The organism is Stutzerimonas sp. LR2, assembly GCF_055755175.1.
The window spans coordinates 130,355-143,703 of the sequence record NZ_JBVTRR010000006.1; the positions used below are offsets into that span (position 1 = coordinate 130,355).

The 13,349-nt window shown below is 66.2% G+C and carries 16 protein-coding genes; 10 read left to right on the plus strand and 6 right to left on the minus strand.

The features are described from left to right. Nucleotides 1–90: 90 nt before the first annotated feature. From ACVRRC_RS20025 to ACVRRC_RS20050, 6 genes are all read right to left on the minus strand, one after another. Nucleotides 91–1,599, minus strand: a complete 1,509-nt coding sequence (locus ACVRRC_RS20025; protein ID WP_472997410.1) for a cytochrome D1 domain-containing protein — start codon at nucleotides 1,597–1,599, stop codon at nucleotides 91–93. After that, the gene (cobA, locus tag ACVRRC_RS20030; protein WP_011914560.1) at nucleotides 1,590–2,426 is read right to left on the minus strand and encodes a uroporphyrinogen-III C-methyltransferase; all 837 of its coding nucleotides are present in this window, start codon (nucleotides 2,424–2,426) and stop codon (nucleotides 1,590–1,592) included. The genes ACVRRC_RS20025 and cobA overlap by 10 nt, the downstream gene beginning before the upstream one ends. A 61-nt stretch (nucleotides 2,427–2,487) precedes the next feature. After that, nucleotides 2,488–3,669 (minus strand): heme d1 biosynthesis radical SAM protein NirJ, encoded by a 1,182-nt coding sequence (gene nirJ, locus ACVRRC_RS20035; protein ID WP_472997411.1) that lies wholly within the window; start codon nucleotides 3,667–3,669, stop codon nucleotides 2,488–2,490. A 158-nt stretch (nucleotides 3,670–3,827) separates the two neighbouring features. After that, on the minus strand, nucleotides 3,828–4,076 hold the full coding sequence (locus ACVRRC_RS20040) for a cytochrome C oxidase subunit IV family protein (protein ID WP_011914558.1): 249 nt from the start codon (nucleotides 4,074–4,076) through the stop codon (nucleotides 3,828–3,830). Between the two features lie 10 nt (nucleotides 4,077–4,086). Further along, nucleotides 4,087–4,674: a cytochrome c oxidase subunit 3 gene (locus ACVRRC_RS20045; protein WP_020305994.1), complete on the minus strand. Its 588-nt coding sequence runs from the start codon at nucleotides 4,672–4,674 to the stop codon at nucleotides 4,087–4,089. Then, nucleotides 4,658–5,506, minus strand: coding sequence for a CbbQ/NirQ/NorQ/GpvN family protein (locus tag ACVRRC_RS20050; RefSeq protein WP_408102980.1), 849 nt, complete (start codon nucleotides 5,504–5,506; stop codon nucleotides 4,658–4,660). The genes ACVRRC_RS20045 and ACVRRC_RS20050 overlap by 17 nt, the downstream gene beginning before the upstream one ends. A 307-nt stretch (nucleotides 5,507–5,813) precedes the next feature. Here ACVRRC_RS20050 and ACVRRC_RS20055 point away from each other — a divergent pair, with 307 nt between their 5' ends. The 10 genes from ACVRRC_RS20055 (at nucleotide 5,814) to ahbB (ACVRRC_RS20100) (ending at nucleotide 13,151) form a co-directional block, all read left to right on the plus strand. Beyond that, on the plus strand, nucleotides 5,814–7,496 hold the full coding sequence (locus tag ACVRRC_RS20055; protein ID WP_011914555.1) for a nitrite reductase: 1,683 nt from the start codon (nucleotides 5,814–5,816) through the stop codon (nucleotides 7,494–7,496). Between the two features lie 69 nt (nucleotides 7,497–7,565). Beyond that, a complete protein-coding gene (locus tag ACVRRC_RS20060; RefSeq protein ID WP_472997412.1) occupies nucleotides 7,566–8,174 on the plus strand; it encodes a cytochrome c3 family protein in 609 nt (202 codons plus the stop codon). Nucleotides 8,175–8,221: 47 nt separating this feature from the next. Beyond that, nucleotides 8,222–9,097: an ethylbenzene dehydrogenase-related protein gene (locus ACVRRC_RS20065; RefSeq protein ID WP_472997413.1), complete on the plus strand. Its 876-nt coding sequence runs from the start codon at nucleotides 8,222–8,224 to the stop codon at nucleotides 9,095–9,097. Between the two features lie 321 nt (nucleotides 9,098–9,418). After that, complete coding sequence (locus ACVRRC_RS20070; RefSeq protein ID WP_011914552.1) at nucleotides 9,419–9,733, plus strand: c-type cytochrome; 315 nt, start codon at nucleotides 9,419–9,421, stop codon at nucleotides 9,731–9,733. An 18-nt stretch (nucleotides 9,734–9,751) separates the two neighbouring features. Then, entirely contained in the window at nucleotides 9,752–10,093 is a 342-nt protein-coding gene (locus tag ACVRRC_RS20075) for a c-type cytochrome (protein ID WP_014597678.1), read from the plus strand. After that, nucleotides 10,090–11,265 (plus strand): cytochrome D1 domain-containing protein, encoded by a 1,176-nt coding sequence (locus tag ACVRRC_RS20080; protein WP_472997414.1) that lies wholly within the window; start codon nucleotides 10,090–10,092, stop codon nucleotides 11,263–11,265. Before ACVRRC_RS20075 ends, ACVRRC_RS20080 begins: the two co-directional genes overlap by 4 nt. Nucleotide 11,266: 1 nt before the next feature. Next, nucleotides 11,267–11,725 carry an Lrp/AsnC family transcriptional regulator gene (locus tag ACVRRC_RS20085; RefSeq protein ID WP_011914549.1) on the plus strand — a complete coding sequence of 153 codons (459 nt, stop codon included), beginning with the start codon at nucleotides 11,267–11,269 and terminating at the stop codon, nucleotides 11,723–11,725. Then, a complete protein-coding gene (ahbB, locus tag ACVRRC_RS20090; protein ID WP_014597675.1) occupies nucleotides 11,722–12,234 on the plus strand; it encodes a siroheme decarboxylase subunit beta in 513 nt (170 codons plus the stop codon). The genes ACVRRC_RS20085 and ahbB (ACVRRC_RS20090) overlap by 4 nt, the downstream gene beginning before the upstream one ends. Further along, a complete protein-coding gene (locus ACVRRC_RS20095; protein WP_472997416.1) occupies nucleotides 12,227–12,670 on the plus strand; it encodes an Lrp/AsnC family transcriptional regulator in 444 nt (147 codons plus the stop codon). Before ahbB (ACVRRC_RS20090) ends, ACVRRC_RS20095 begins: the two co-directional genes overlap by 8 nt. Continuing rightward, a complete protein-coding gene (gene ahbB / locus ACVRRC_RS20100; RefSeq protein WP_011914546.1) occupies nucleotides 12,645–13,151 on the plus strand; it encodes a siroheme decarboxylase subunit beta in 507 nt (168 codons plus the stop codon). Before ACVRRC_RS20095 ends, ahbB (ACVRRC_RS20100) begins: the two co-directional genes overlap by 26 nt. The last annotated feature ends 198 nt before the right edge of the window (nucleotides 13,152–13,349 follow it).

The window sequence follows — 13,349 nt, forward strand, 5'->3', positions numbered from 1 at the left end:
TTCAGTGCAATGAAAGTGCTGGAACCACGGATTGTATTGGCTTGCGGATGATCGGTCGCCCGCTGTTCTCTGCGGGCGACCCGCAAGGTGCTAATGCGAGGTGCCTTCGGCGAATTCGATCTTGTTGCCGACGTTGTACTTGCCCGATGGCTTGTTCATCGGGATGCGTTTGACCTCCTCCAGCGTGTTGGCGTCGTAGACGATCAGTGCACCGTCGGTGTCCCAGACGCTGAGCAGGGCGTAGCGGCCGTCGTTGGTGAATTCGACGTGGGCGGCGTTCTTGCCCGGCATCGGCCGCAGCGTGTGGGCGACTTCCAGGGTCTGCTTGTCGATCAGGTGCACGGCGTCGTTGTTCGGGCCGAAGAACACGTCGGTCCAGGCGTAGGGCGAGTTGGCCTGGCTGCGCATGAAGAAGCCCGGGCCTTCGGTGGGGATCTCCTTGATCAGCTTCCAGGTGTCCAGATCCAGCACCGAGATCAGTCCCTTGCTGACGTTGGGGGTGGCGAACACCCATTTGCCGTTGCGCTTCCAGTAGATGCCCGAGCCCAGGTGCGGCATGCCCGGCAGCGGAATGTCGGTGACTGCCTGGCCGTTGTCGAGATCGATCACCTGGCCACCGTGGGCCTTGCGCGAGGTGGCCAGCAGGTAGCGGTAGTCCGGTGTGAAGGAGAAGTCATCGAGGAAGTCGGCTGCCTCGATGCGCCGCGGTTCGAAGGTCGGCTCGCCGGCATAGGAGAACTCCCAGGCCTCTTTCACGTCCTTCAGCGCGACCACGAAGCTGTCGCGCGGCGGCGCGGTATACACGGCGCTGACCCGTGACGGCGTGCCGTCCCGGCCTACGGCGGGTATGTGCTTGACCAGCGACAGGTCGCGCGCATCGAGCAGCACCAGGTTGCCCGGCAGGTAGTTGCCCACCAGCACCCAGCGGCCGTCGTTGCTGACCGCCAGGTTGCGGGTGTTCAGCCCGGCACGGACCTCGGCGAGCATGGTCAGGTTGTGCAGGTCGTAGACGCTAACCCAGCCATCGCGGGAGGCGAAATAGACGAAGCGGCCATCGGGCGAGAACTTCGGCCCGCCGTGCAGGGCGAAGTGCGACTGGAAGTTGGCCAGTTCCTCGAATCGATCGCCATCCAGCACCCGCACGTGATGATTGCCAGCCTCGACCACGACGAACAGGTTGCGCGGATCGGCGCCGTGCTGCGGAGTCGTCGGCAGGGTGGCGACGTCGGTGAGGATGCGGTGGCTGGCCCGGATATCGGCATCGCTCCAAGTCGGCGGCACGGCCGAGGGCTGATACAGGTAATCGACCAGGCCGGTGATCTGCGCGTCATTCAGCACGTGTGAATAGGCGGCCATCTGGCTCGCCGGGCGGCCGTCGCGGATCACCGCCTGGGCCTCGGCCGGTTTGATGCGGCTGAGGCTTTCCGGCAGCAGCGCCGGCCCGGCGCCACCGAGGCGGTTGACGCCGTGGCAGGCCTGGCAGTGCTGTTCATACAGGGCCTGGCTGTCGTCCGGCGTGGCAGCACTGGCCATGTCGAGGGCGACGAAGGTGGCGGCCGGCAGCGCGGCGGCCAGCAGCAGGGCGGGTATCAGTTGCATAAGGCCTCCGCGGTGGCGAGCGGGTCGCCGTGCAGGCGCGCCGGGTGGCGGACCTGGCGCTCGGCGAACAGGCCCACCACCTTGCCGATTACGGTGAGAGTCGGTGGGGTGAGGTGCTGCTCGTCGGCCATGTTCGGCAGTTGCCGTAGCGTGCAGCGCACCACCTGCTGGTCCGGCCGGGTGCCGTTGCCGATCAGTGCGGCCGGGGTATCCACCGGCAGGCCGGCGGCGATCAGGTTGCGCGAGATCTCGCCGAGGCTGGCCAGCCCCATGTAGAACACCAGGGTCTGGCCGCCCTGGGCCAGTGAGTCCCACGGCAGGTGCAGTTCGCCGTTGGTCTGCAGGTGGCCGGTGATGAACTGACAGGAATGCGCCAGGTCGCGATGGGTCAGCGGGATGCCAGCATAGGCGCTGCAACCGGCTGCGGCGGTGATGCCCGGCACCACCTGGCAGTCGATGCCGCGCTGCAGAAGGAACTCCAGCTCTTCGGCGCCGCGACCGAAGATGAACGGGTCGCCACCCTTGAGCCGCACCACGCGCTTGTTCTGCTTTGCCAGGTCGGCGAGCAACTGATTGATTTCCGGTTGCGGCAGGCTGTGATAACCGCTGGTCTTGCCGACATAGTGGCGGCTGCAGGCGGCAGGCAGCAGGTCCATCAGGGCATCGCTGACCAGCCGGTCGTAGACCACCGCATCGGCCTGTTGCAGCAGGCTCCAGGCACGCAGGGTGAGCAGGCCGGGATCACCCGGGCCGGCGCCGACCAGAGCGACTTCGCCGGGGGCGAACGCGGCGCTCAGCGAAGCGGGAAGTGTGAGTGGCTGGTCCATGCGGTGCTCCTGAATGCTCATCGGACTACGGTGTGCGGGCGGCGCTTGGCGGCCGCTTCGATCAAATGGCGATGCTGGGAATGCGCTCGGGCGTCGGCAGGCCGATCTCCTCGTCGGAGAGGTAGCAACCCGGGTCCTCGGCCCAGAGGTCGCCCTGCGCCCAGGCGCGGGTACGGGTGTTGCCGTTGCAGATCGACAGCCAGCGGCATTCGGCACAGCGGCCATTCACCGCTCGCGGATGCTGGCGCAGCTCCTGCAGCAGTGGGGCCGGCGCGTGCAGCCAGATGTCGCTGAAACGCTGGCGGCGCACGTTGCCCACGGTGTGCTGCCACCAGTAGGTGTCCGGGTGCACGTCGCCGATGTTGTCGATGTTGGCGATGCCGCTGCCCGAGGCGTTGCCGCCCCAGGCCCGCAACATGCCTTCCAGGCGCTCGCGATGCTCGGGCAGGTGCTGCTCGACCCACTGCAGCAGGAGGATGGCGTCGGCGTCGTTGTTGCCGCTGACGAAGTCGGTCTCGCGGCCGTGCTGCACGTCGTCCCAGGCCTGCTCGAAGAGCTGGCGCATGGCATCGCGGGTCATCTGGTGATGGGCGTCGGCCTTGCGGCTGCGCTTGCCACGGCCGCTGTAGTTGAGGTGCGAGAGGTAGAACTTCTGTACGTCGTGCTCACGCATCAGTGCCAGCAGGGCGGGCAGCTGCGGGTAGTTGTTCTGTGTCAGGGTGGTGCGCAGGCCGACGCGGATGTCGTGCTGGCGACACAGGTCGATGGCGTGCATGGAGGCGGCGAAGCTGCCCTTGAGCTGGCGCCAGTCGTCATGCACCGCTTCCAGGCCATCGATGCTGATGCCGACGTAATCGAACCGGACCGCGGCGATGCGCGCGATGTTGCCTTCGTCGATCAGCGTGCCGTTGGTCGACAGGGCGACGAAGAAGCCCTTGTCGCGAGCGTAATCGGCCAGCTGGAAGATGTCGCCGCGCAGCAGCGGCTCGCCGCCGGAGAGGATCAGCACGCGCACACCGGCTTCGTGCAGATCGTCGATCACGCGGAGCGCCTCGGCGGTGTCCAGCTCGTCGCGGAATTCGCTGTCGGCGGAGGTTGCATAGCAGTGCCTGCAGGTCAGGTTGCAGCGCCTGAGCAGGTTCCAGATCACCACGGGTGGGCGCTTGCCGCTGACACTGCGGGCGCCGAGCACCGGCGTGGTCGGCTGGGCCAGGGCGCGCAGGTAATGGCTGATTCTCAACATGGGCGGCTCCGCTTCGGCAGCGTGTCACAGCGGGCGCGCCGTGCTGGCCGCCCCTTGGTTGAGCAGCAGGATCACCGAGTGGGATAGGCCTGGCCTTGATCGGAAACAATAAAAGTCGCGCGGCCTTGGTGCCCGGCGCGGCCTGGCCAGGCCGTCGGTCAGAGCAGAGTCAGCAGCACACCGACGGCGATGACCAGCGGCCAGCCGAGCAGCAGCAGGCGCCACGGCCAGGGTGCGTGGCGCAGCTCCATGAAGCCATCGGTGATCAGCCAGGCCTTGCCGAACGCAGCGAGCAGCACGCCGCCTGCCAGCGCGAGGGTGGCACCGGCATTGCCCAGCACGACGGTGGATATCGACAGCACCGCCAGACCGAGCCAGCAGGCGACCAGGACCTTGGAAGCGGACATGTTTGCCTCGTCAGTTCAGCACGTAGACCAGCGGAAACAGCAGCACCCAGACCAGATCCACCATGTGCCAGTAGAGCACCCCGGATTCCAGGCCGCCGTGGTCGTCCGGCCGGTAGGCACGACGCCGGCAGCGTTCGGCCAGCCAGGCGAGGATGACCATGCCCAGCAGCACGTGGAGGAAATGAAAGCCGGTGAGAATCCAGTACAGGGTGAAGAAGGTGTTGTGCTCCATCCCCAGGCCGAGCCCTGCCAGATGACCATACTCGTTGAGCTTGAGCACCACGTAGACGCATGAGGTGCCCAGTGCGGCGAGCAGAAGCAAGGCGGCGCGTCCCTGCCGAGCCTGGCGAACCTGCTCGACGGCCAGTGCGGCGAACAGGCCCGAGGTCAGCAGGCTCAGGGTCAGTGCCAGGCCGATGGAGCTGTCCAGCGCCGCGCGGCTTTCGCCGAACAGCTGCGGGTTGAACATCTGCGTGACCGCGAACGCCAGGATCAGAATGGCGAACACGGTCAGCTCGGCGAGGATGAAAAACCACATCGCCAGATCACCCGGTAGGCGCCGGGCGGGGCTGGCGAGCACGTCAGCCGAAGTGGACATCGACCACATCCATCAGCGCGGCGACGGTTTGCGGGTCATCCGACAGCGGCTCGGCGAGGCAGGCCAGGCAGGCCTGCCGCGGCGTCATGCCGGAGCGGATCATGCGCGCGGTGAAGATCAGCAGGCGGGTCGACGCGACTTCCTCCAGATCGTGCTGCTCCAGCCGGCGCAGCGCCTGGCCAAGCTTGACCACCTGGGCGGCGAGCGCAGCATCGACCTGCGCCTCGGTGGCGACGATGCGCTCTTCCTCGGCGGCTGGCGGATAGTCGAAGCGCATCGCCACGAAGCGCTGGCGGGTGCTGGGCTTCATGCCCTTGAGCAGGTTCTGGTAACCGGGGTTGTAGGACACCACCAGCATGAAGCCCGGCGGCGCCTTGAGCGCCTCGCCGGTGCGCTCGATGAACAGTTCGCGGCGGTCGTCCGCCAGCGGGTGCAGCACCACGGCGGTGTCCTGGCGCGCTTCCACCACCTCGTCCAGGTAGCAGATACCACCTTCGCGCACCGCGCGGGTCAGCGGGCCGTCCTGCCACCAGGTGCCCTGGGCACCGATCAGGTGGCGGCCGACCAGGTCGGCGGCGGAGAGGTCGTCATGGCAGGCCACGGTGTACAGCGGCAGATTCAGCCGGTGCGCCATGTGCTGCACGAAGCGCGTCTTGCCACAGCCGGTCGGGCCCTTGATCAGCACCGGCATGCCGTGCTGCCAGGCCTGCTCGAACAACTGCTCCTCGTTGCCCAGCGGTTGATAGAAAGGCGCGTCCGGCGTGCCAGCGGCGATTCGGATTTCAGGCGCGTTCACAGGCAGTACCTCACGACAGCGGTTGGTTATTTCCATCGCCACGCTACCGGCCCCGTGCGACCCCCTCAAGCCGTGCGCCGGCAAAGCTTGATTGCGGTCAAGTCTGCGTCGAGATCTGCGACGAACAGGCGGCGAAACGAGGCGCTTTGTCGCAGCTGTAGCGGCGATCTCCGCGACAAGGCGTCACGTCTGGGGCATCTCGGGGGGCCTCTTGATTACCGTCAAGCGCCTTCGCTTCCGCGCTCTCATAGCATCCGAATCGCAAAAAGAAGAAGTCCCCGGGAACTGCCACACCGCCGTAACTAGCAGGAGTCGCGCCTGAGCGCTCCCATAGGAGAGAAGGATGAGCAATGTCGGTAAACCTATTCTGGCTGGCGTGATCGCCGGCCTTTCGCTGCTAGGTCTGGCAGTCGCCCAGGCTGCCGCCCCAGAGATGACCGCCGAAGAGAAAGAGGCGGCCAAGCAGATCTATTTCGAACGCTGCGCCGGTTGCCATGGCGTTCTGCGCAAGGGCGCAACGGGCAAGAACCTCGAACCGCACTGGACCAAGACCGATGCGGACGGCAAGAAGACCGAGGGCGGCACCCTCAATCTGGGCACCAAGCGCCTGGAGAACATCATTGCCTATGGCACCGAGGGCGGGATGGTCAACTACGACGACATCCTCACCAAGGAAGAGATCAACATGATGGCGCGCTACATCCAGAACACCCCGGATGTGCCGCCGGAGTTCTCCCTGCAGGACATGAAGGACAGCTGGAAACTCATCGTTCCGGTTGATCAGCGTCCGAAGAAGCAGATGAACAAGATCAACCTGAAGAACGTCTTCGCCATCACCCTGCGCGATGCCGGCAAGCTGGCGCTGGTGGACGGCGACACCCACACCATCTGGAAGGTGCTGGACACCGGCTACGCCGTGCACATCTCGCGCCTGTCCGCCTCCGGTCGCTATGTCTACACCGTGGGCCGCGACGGCCTGACCACCATCATCGACATGTGGTACGAGGAGCCGACCACCGTCGCCACCGTGCGCCTGGGTTCCGATGCCCGCTCCGTGGACACCTCCAAGTTCAAGGGCTACGAGGACAAGTACCTGATCGGTGGCACCTACTGGCCGCCGCAGTACTCGATCATGGACGGCGAGACCCTGGAGCCGATCAAGGTCGTCTCCACCCGTGGCCAGACGGTCGACGGCGAATACCACCCCGAACCGCGCGTGGCGTCCATCGTCGCCTCGCACATCAAGCCGGAGTGGGTGGTCAACGTGAAGGAGACCGGGCAGATCATCCTCGTCGACTACACCGACCTGAAGAACCTCAAGACCACCACCATCGAGTCGGCCAAGTTCCTTCACGACGGCGGCTGGGACTACTCCAAGCGCTACTTCATGGTCGCCGCCAACGCCTCCAACAAGGTCGCGGCAGTCGATACCAAGACCGGCAAGCTGGCCGCGCTGGTCGACACCGCGAAGATCCCGCACCCGGGGCGCGGCGCCAACTTCATCCACCCGCAGTTCGGCCCGGTCTGGACCACCGGCCACCTGGGTGACGACGTGGTCTCGCTGATCTCCACCGCATCGGACGATCCGAAGTACGCCAAGTACAAGGAGCACAACTGGAAGGTGGTGCAGGAGCTGAAGATGCCGGGCGCCGGCAACCTGTTCGTCAAGACCCATCCGAAGTCGAAGAACCTCTGGGCCGACGCGCCGATGAACCCCGAGCGGGAAGTCGCCGAATCCGTCTACGTCTACGACCTGGCCGACCTCAGCAAGGCGCCCAAGCGGCTGGACGTCGCCAAGGACTCCGGCCTGCCGGAAAGCAAGGCGATCCGTCGTGCCACCCACCCCGAGTACAACGAGGCGGGTGACGAGGTGTGGATCTCCCTCTGGGGCGGCAAGACCGACCAGTCCGCGATCGTGATCTACGACGACAAGACGCTGAAGCTGAAGAAGGTGATCACCGACCCGGCGATCGTCACGCCGACCGGCAAGTTCAACGTCTTCAACACCATGCACGACGTGTACTAATCCGCCCGAGGATTGCCTGTTAACACCCACCACGCCCGGCGTGGTGGGTCTGGCAAGGGAACCGATTCCATGACCGATCAAGACGGCAACAAGCAACAAAAGGGCGGCGGCATCCTGGCACTGCTGCGGCGGCCGAGCACGCGCTATTCGCTCGGCGGCATTCTGGTAGTGGGCATCGTTGCCGGCATCGTCTTCTGGGGCGGGTTCAACACCGCGCTGGAAGCGACCAACACCGAAACCTTCTGCATTTCCTGTCACGAGATGGGCAACAACGTCTACCCCGAATACAAGGAAACCATCCACTACAGCAACCGCACCGGCGTGCGCGCCACCTGCCCGGACTGCCACGTCCCGCGCGACTGGACGCACAAGATGGTGCGCAAGGTCGAGGCCTCCAAGGAGCTGTGGGGCAAGATCGTCGGCACCATCGACACCCAGGAGAAGTTCGAAGCCAAGCGGCTGACGCTGGCCCGACGTGAATGGGCGCGGATGCGGGCATCCGATTCCCGTGAATGCCGCAACTGCCACAGCCTCGAGAGCATGAGCTCCGACAAGCAGAAGCAGCGCGCGCGCAAGCAGCACGAGATGGCGCGCGAAGACAGCCTGACCTGCATCGCCTGCCACAAGGGCATCGCGCATCACCTGCCCGAAGGCATGACCGAAGAAGACGAAGACTGACCCAGGTTCTGGCGGGCCAGCCAACCATCGATGATGAGGAACCGACTATGAAAAAGACTCTGATGGCCAGTGCGGTGGGGGCGGTGATCGCTTTCGGCGCACAGAGCGCCATGGCCGCCGCGCCTGCCGACTGGAGCTCGGTGGCCGCGACCGACGTCACCCTGTTCTACCCCGGTGTGTCGCCGGTGGAGTGGATCACCAAGGGCACCGAGCACGGCGGGGCGCGCGCCCTGAAAAAAGGCGAAACCTGCGCCGGCTGCCACTCCGAGGAAGCCGGCGACATGGGCGCCAAGATGGCCAGCGGACAGAAGCTCGAGCCCGCCCCGATCGCCGGCAAGGCGCCCTTCATCAATGCCAAGGTCCAGGCTGCCAACGACGGCGAGAACCTCTACCTGCGCTTCACCTGGAAACAGCCAGCAGCATCCGGCGCGGCGCCGATGGACGCCGATAACCCGGTGAAGATCGCCTACATGCTCGAAGGCGGTTCCAAGGTCCAGCTGGCCGAGGCGGGCGGTTGCTGGGGCAGCTGCCATGGCGACGCGCGGACCATGCCGGGCGCAGCCGACACTAAGACCAAATACGTCAAGGACGGCTCGCTGGCCAACGGGATCTTCTATGACCTGAACCAGTGGCGCAGCGGTGAGAACAAGGCCTTCGACGGTCATGTCGCCACCGAGCGGGTGATGGAGGGCGGCCAGGCGCTGGTCGATGCTCAGGGCCAGCTCGACGGCGACACCTGGTCGGTGGTCTTCACCCGCAAGTTCGCCGGCGGCGAGGGTGACGTCACACTGGCACCCGGCAACCTCTACAACTTCGGCTTCGCCATCCACGACGACAGCGCCACCGGTCGTTTCCACCATGTCTCGCTGGGCTACACGCTGGGCATCGACGCCCAGGGCGACATCACCGCCGCCAAGCAGTAAGGCGTCAGGGCAACAGGGGGCCGGCACCGCGCCGGCCCTTTTTTCATGTGCCTTTGGCAATGCCGACACGGCCGGCGGAAGCCCGGCGGAACGAGTTGATTGCAGTCAAGGAAGGCGGGAGGCAGCTCCTTCATTCTGAACTCGCCCGCACCGGTCGCGACGCAGCCGTTTGAGGTCCGGAACCCACAAACAATGACCAAGGACAAAAGGTTGCCTAGCACAAGCGGTAAATTTACCGTGCACTTGCTCAGTGCGTCTTTCGCTGAGCACCCTTTGGGTGGGCGGCAACGTTCACCCCTTTAGCCTTGAGGAATAGTTCTAATGAAGAAAATCCTTATCCCGATGCTCGCCCTGGGTGGCGCGCTGGCCCTGCAGCCGGCTCTGGCCCAGGACGGTGAAGCGCTGTTCAAGAGCAAGCCCTGCGCGGCCTGCCACAGCATCGATGCCAAGCTGGTCGGTCCGGCGTTCAAGGAAGTCGCCGCCAAGTATGACGGTCAGGACGGCGCCGCCGACCTGCTGGCCGGCCACATCAAGAACGGCAGCCAGGGCGTCTGGGGTCCGATCCCGATGCCGCCAAACCCGGTCACCGAAGAAGAGGCCAAGATCCTGGCCGAGTGGGTTCTGAGCCACAAGTAAGCTCTCCCGGAGGACGCCATGACAGTTGCCCGACACGCCGTTTCACGTCTGGGGCTGGCCCTGGCGTCCTTTCTCCTGATTCCTCTCGCCCTGGCCGCAGCGCCCTCTGCCGAGCGCCAGGCGAAGCTCGACCATCTCTTGCTTCAGGACTGTGGCTCCTGCCATGGCCTGCGCATGACCGGCGGACTCGGCCCGGCGCTGACGCGCGATGCGCTGGCCGGCAAACCCCGCGACAGTCTCATTGCCACCGTGACCCACGGCCGCCCCGGCACCGCCATGCCCGGCTGGAACGCCCTGCTCGACGAGCAGGACATCGCCTGGCTGGTCGACCGGCTCCTCGAAGGATATCCCAAGCCATGATGCGCCCCTTTCTGCTGCTGGCTGCGGCCGGCCTGCTCGCCGCCTGTGCCCAGCAACCCCTGCGCGGCACCGGCGACCTGGGCGTGGTGGTGGAACGCGCCACCGGCAGTCTGCAGATCATCGAAAGCAGCACCCAGAGCCGGCTGGCGCGCGTGGAAGGGCTGGGCGACCTGTCCCACGCCTCGGTGGTTTTTTCCCGCGATCAGCGCTATGCCTACGTCTTCGGCCGCGATGGAGGCCTGAGCAAGGTCGACCTGCTGCGCCAGCGCATCGAGCGTCGGGTGATCCAGGGCGGCAACAGCATTGGTGGCGCCATCAGCCAGGACGGCAGCCTGATCGCCGTCGGCAACTACGAGCCGGGTGGGGTCAAGGTGTTCGATGCCCAGACCCTGGAGCTGGTCGCCGACATTCCCGCCACGCCGCTGGCCGATGGCAGCCGCAACTCGCGAGTGGTCGGCGTCATCGACGTACCCGGGCGGCGCTTCATCTACAGCCTGTTCGATACCGATGAAACCTGGCTGCTGGATTTCAGCCAGGGCAATCAGCCACGGATCACCCGCTTCGAAGGCATCGGCCGTCAGCCCTACGACGCGCTGCTGACCCCGGAAGGCCGCTACTACATCGCCGGCCTGTTCGGCGAGGACGGCATGGCCAAGATCGATCTCTGGCATCCCGAGCGTGGCGTGGAGCGCATCCTCGACGGCTACGGGCGCGGTCAGCAGAAGCTGCCGGTATACAAGATGCCGCACCTGGAGGGCTGGACCGTGGCCGGCAACCAGACCTTCGTGCCCGCGGTCGGCCAGCACCGGGTCTTGGTGATGGATTCGCAGAAGTGGCAGCAGACCGCGGCCATCGACGTCGCCGGCCAGCCGATCTTCGTCATGGCTCGGCCGGACGCACGGCAGATCTGGGTCAACTTCGCTCATCCGGACAACGGCAGGGTGCAGGTCATCGACAGCGAGACCCACGAGATCGTCGCCACCCTGGAGCCCGGTCCGGCGGTGCTGCACATGGAGTTCACCGCCCGTGGCGACCAGCTCTGGCTGTCGGTGCGCGATGGCGAGGAGGTCCAGGTCTGGGACCCCTACACCCTGAAGCTGCTCAAGCGGCTGCCGGCGCACAGCCCGAGCGGTATCTTCTTCAGCAGCCGTGCCCACGAGACGGGGCTGTGATATGCAGATCGACACGCTCAGCCGCCGCCTGATCGACCGCTACCAGCACGGCATGCCGCTGTGCGCCGAACCCTACCGCGCCATGGCCGAAGAGCTCGGCTGCAGCGAAGGCGAGGTGCTCGCCTGCCTGGAGCGCTTGCAGGCGGCGGGCGGGCTGTCGCGTATCGGCCCGGTGTTCGAGCACAGCCGCGCCGGGGCCAGCACGCTGGTAGCGCTGGCCGTGCCCGAGGCGCGCCTGGAGCAGGTCGCGGCACGCATCAACGCCTTTCCCGAGGTCAATCACAACTACCTGCGCGAGCATCGCTACAACCTCTGGTTCGTCCTGACCGGGCCGGACCGCGCGCATATCGACCGCCTGCTCGCCGAGATCGAGGCGGACACCGGCCTTGTGCCGCTCGATCTGCCGATGCAGCAGGCCTTCCGTATCGACCTGGGCTTCCCGCTGGGAGACATCCGATGAACGCTTGTCTCGACGAACCCCGGGCATTGCAGCTGCGGCGCCTGCTGGAAACCGGGTTGCCGCTGGCGGCCCGACCGTACCGTCAGCTGGCCGAGCAGATCGGCTGCAGCGAGCAGCAGGTACTCGAGCAGGTGGAACAGTGGCAACAGGTCGGACTGTTCCGCCGCGTCGGCCTGGTGCTCAAGCACCGCGCCCTGGGTTTCCGGGCCAACGCCATGCTGGTGATGGACATCCCCGATGAGCAGGTGGACGAAGTCGGCCGTCGCCTCGGCCAGGCCGCCGGCGTCAATCTCTGTTACCAGCGACCGCGGCGCCTGCCCCAGTGGCCCTACAACCTGTTCTGCATGGTGCATGGGCGCGAGCGCGAACAGGTCTGCCAGCTGATCGAGCAGCTGCTGGCCGAGCACGGCCTGAGCGGCGTGCCACACCAGCTGCTGTTCAGCACCCGCGCCTTCAAGCAGTGCGGTGGGCGTTTCGCCCCGCCGCCGCGGGAGGTTGCCCATGGATGAGCTCGATCGCCTGCTGGTCAACCGCCTGCAGCACGGTCTGCCGCTGGTGCGACATCCCTGGGAGGCGTTGACCGAAGAGCTGGGCAGCTCGGCTGAAACGCTGCGTCAGCGGGTCCAGGCCCTGCTCGACGATGGCACGCTGACCCGATTCGGGCCGATGTTCGATGTCGACCGCCTCGGTGGCGCCTTCACCCTGGCCGCGCTGGCGGTGCCGGAGGCGCGTTTCGACGAGGTCGCCGCGCTGCTCGAGGCGATGCCCGAGGTCGCCCACAACTACCGCCGCGAGCACCCGTGGAACATGTGGTTCGTGCTCGGCTGCGAGACCCCTGCGGGCATCGCCGAAGCCATCGCTCGCATCGAGGCGCAGACCGGCCTGACGGTGCTCAACCTGCCGAAGGAGGAAACCTTTCATGTCGGTTTGCACTTCCCTGTCTGATGAAGTCCTGGTGCGTCGCTTGGTCGAGCTGACCGAGGCCGGGCTGCCGCTGGTGGCCGATCCCTGGGCCTGGCTCGCCGACGAGCTGGGGCTCGAGGTGGACGACACGCTGGCGCTGCTGCAGCGCCTGCAGGCCGAAGGGGCGATTCGGCGGATCGCCGCTGTGCCCAACCACTACCGCCTGGGTTACCGGCACAACGGCATGACCGTGTGGGATGTCGACGATGCCGAGATCGACCGTCTGGGTGCGCTGATCGGTGCCCAGCCCTTCGTCAGCCACTGCTATCGACGGCCACGCCGCGAGGGCTGGCCTTACAACCTGTTCGCCATGGTGCACGGGCGCGATGCCAGCGACATCGAGGCCTACCGCAACCAGATCCGCGCGCTGCTCGGCAGTGCCTGTCGCGCGAACGAGATGCTGGTGTCCAGTCGCATCCTGAAGAAGACCGGCCTGCGCCTGGCCGCTCAGCGCCGCGCCTGAGCCCCCGTCGGCGCTGCCGTTCGCCCTCGCCGGCAGCGCCGGCCAGCGGGTGCACAGGCCCGTTGCACAGCGGCACGATGCCCGGCGGGCGCGCCTGAAAAGCGCTGGAACCCTTGCCCCGCAAGGGCTTGCGACCTCCCTTCGATCCCCCTGGAAAGCCTGACTGTTGCGTTCGGGTTTTTCTTGATTGCCATCAAG

Bases quoted from the DNA above. Each gene is read 5' to 3' on its own strand.
- ahbB (WP_011914546.1), top strand. From the start codon at position 12,645: ATGTCGGTTTGCACTTCCCTGTCTGATGAAGTCCTGGTGCGTCGCTTG.
- ACVRRC_RS20075 (WP_014597678.1), top strand. From the start codon at position 9,752: ATGACAGTTGCCCGACACGCCGTTTCACGTCTGGGGCTGGCCCTGGCG.
- ACVRRC_RS20070 (WP_011914552.1), top strand. From the start codon at position 9,419: ATGAAGAAAATCCTTATCCCGATGCTCGCCCTGGGTGGCGCGCTGGCC.
- ACVRRC_RS20055 (WP_011914555.1), top strand. From the start codon at position 5,814: ATGAGCAATGTCGGTAAACCTATTCTGGCTGGCGTGATCGCCGGCCTT.
- ACVRRC_RS20065 (WP_472997413.1), top strand. From the start codon at position 8,222: ATGAAAAAGACTCTGATGGCCAGTGCGGTGGGGGCGGTGATCGCTTTC.
- ACVRRC_RS20080 (WP_472997414.1), top strand. From the start codon at position 10,090: ATGATGCGCCCCTTTCTGCTGCTGGCTGCGGCCGGCCTGCTCGCCGCC.
- ACVRRC_RS20040 (WP_011914558.1), bottom strand. From the start codon at position 4,076: ATGTCCGCTTCCAAGGTCCTGGTCGCCTGCTGGCTCGGTCTGGCGGTG.
- ACVRRC_RS20050 (WP_408102980.1), bottom strand. From the start codon at position 5,506: ATGGAAATAACCAACCGCTGTCGTGAGGTACTGCCTGTGAACGCGCCT.
- ACVRRC_RS20025 (WP_472997410.1), bottom strand. From the start codon at position 1,599: ATGCAACTGATACCCGCCCTGCTGCTGGCCGCCGCGCTGCCGGCCGCC.
- ACVRRC_RS20095 (WP_472997416.1), top strand. From the start codon at position 12,227: ATGGATGAGCTCGATCGCCTGCTGGTCAACCGCCTGCAGCACGGTCTG.
- ahbB (WP_014597675.1), top strand. From the start codon at position 11,722: ATGAACGCTTGTCTCGACGAACCCCGGGCATTGCAGCTGCGGCGCCTG.
- nirJ (WP_472997411.1), bottom strand. From the start codon at position 3,669: ATGTTGAGAATCAGCCATTACCTGCGCGCCCTGGCCCAGCCGACCACG.
- ACVRRC_RS20060 (WP_472997412.1), top strand. From the start codon at position 7,566: ATGACCGATCAAGACGGCAACAAGCAACAAAAGGGCGGCGGCATCCTG.
- ACVRRC_RS20085 (WP_011914549.1), top strand. From the start codon at position 11,267: ATGCAGATCGACACGCTCAGCCGCCGCCTGATCGACCGCTACCAGCAC.
- ACVRRC_RS20045 (WP_020305994.1), bottom strand. From the start codon at position 4,674: ATGTCCACTTCGGCTGACGTGCTCGCCAGCCCCGCCCGGCGCCTACCG.
- cobA (WP_011914560.1), bottom strand. From the start codon at position 2,426: ATGGACCAGCCACTCACACTTCCCGCTTCGCTGAGCGCCGCGTTCGCC.